Below are 974 nucleotides of genomic sequence, written 5' to 3' on the forward strand. Positions count from 1 at the left end.
TTCGGCGTAACCGTTAAGTTCAGTACTAAATCAGCAGTACAACCATCGTTAGTAACTCTAACACCGGATTGGTTTGTGGTATAGTCATTCCCGTTACCAGCAGTCCATGTATAGGTTTCCCCAGAACAGATTGTAGCATTAGTAACAATATCAGTAGGTTTCGTGCAACTAGATATAATATTAATAGTATAATCTTCAACTTCACCATATTGAAATGTTTGACAAGAAGTCGGGTTAGCATTATATTGCATAGAAACTCTCATTCTCGTAGAATTTTCTAAAGCATTAGTAGGAATAGTGAAGTTTCCACTAACAGTAGTTGAGTTTGTTGCAGCTTGATTAAAAACCTGTTCACCAGCATCTGTAAAAAGACCATTACCATTATAATCAATCCAAACAGAGTAAGCTTCATTATAAACGGTTCCTGTCCAAGTAGGTGTAATTGTAATTGTATATTGAGTGTCTTTTGTTAGTGTGGTTGAAATTCCTGTAAAGTCAGAATAAAACTGAGCGTTAGAAGTGTTGTCAATAGTATTTAATTGTACTCTACTAATATACTCATCATTAACATTCGTACTAGCAGAAGCGCAATAATTGACTGCAGATGTAGAGAAATTAGTAGCATTAGTATAAGCAGAAGTAGATCCAGAGCATACACTTCTAACTTGCACTTCGTAATCAGTAGAATTGCTTAACCCCGATAAATTGTAAGGAGAAGAAGAAAGGCTTAAAATATCAATCCATGTAGACTCACCAATTTCTCTATACCTTAAATCAAATGTATTTCCAGCAGTTGAGTTCCATGAAATAGAAGCAGTCGTAGCAGTCGTTGCAGCAGCTAAATTAGTAGGAACAGCAGAAGATGTAGGAGTTAACAATACATCTGCTAAATTAATAGTTTGATAATCATTAATGGTTTGATTAGAAAGGGTAAGCGATTGATAACAATCCGCTTCAAATAAAATATCGTAAGT

At 34.8% G+C, this 974-nt stretch carries 1 protein-coding gene; it reads right to left on the reverse strand.

Going from position 1 to position 974, the window contains the following annotated elements; genetic code table 11:
- On the reverse strand, nucleotides 1-974 hold a 974-nt coding region (locus ACH5TX_RS00185), incomplete at both ends, for a GEVED domain-containing protein (RefSeq protein ID WP_439337547.1).

The sequence above is a fragment of the Thalassobellus citreus genome (assembly GCF_044385915.1).
Classification (GTDB): Bacteria; Bacteroidota; Bacteroidia; order Flavobacteriales; family Flavobacteriaceae; genus Thalassobellus; species Thalassobellus citreus.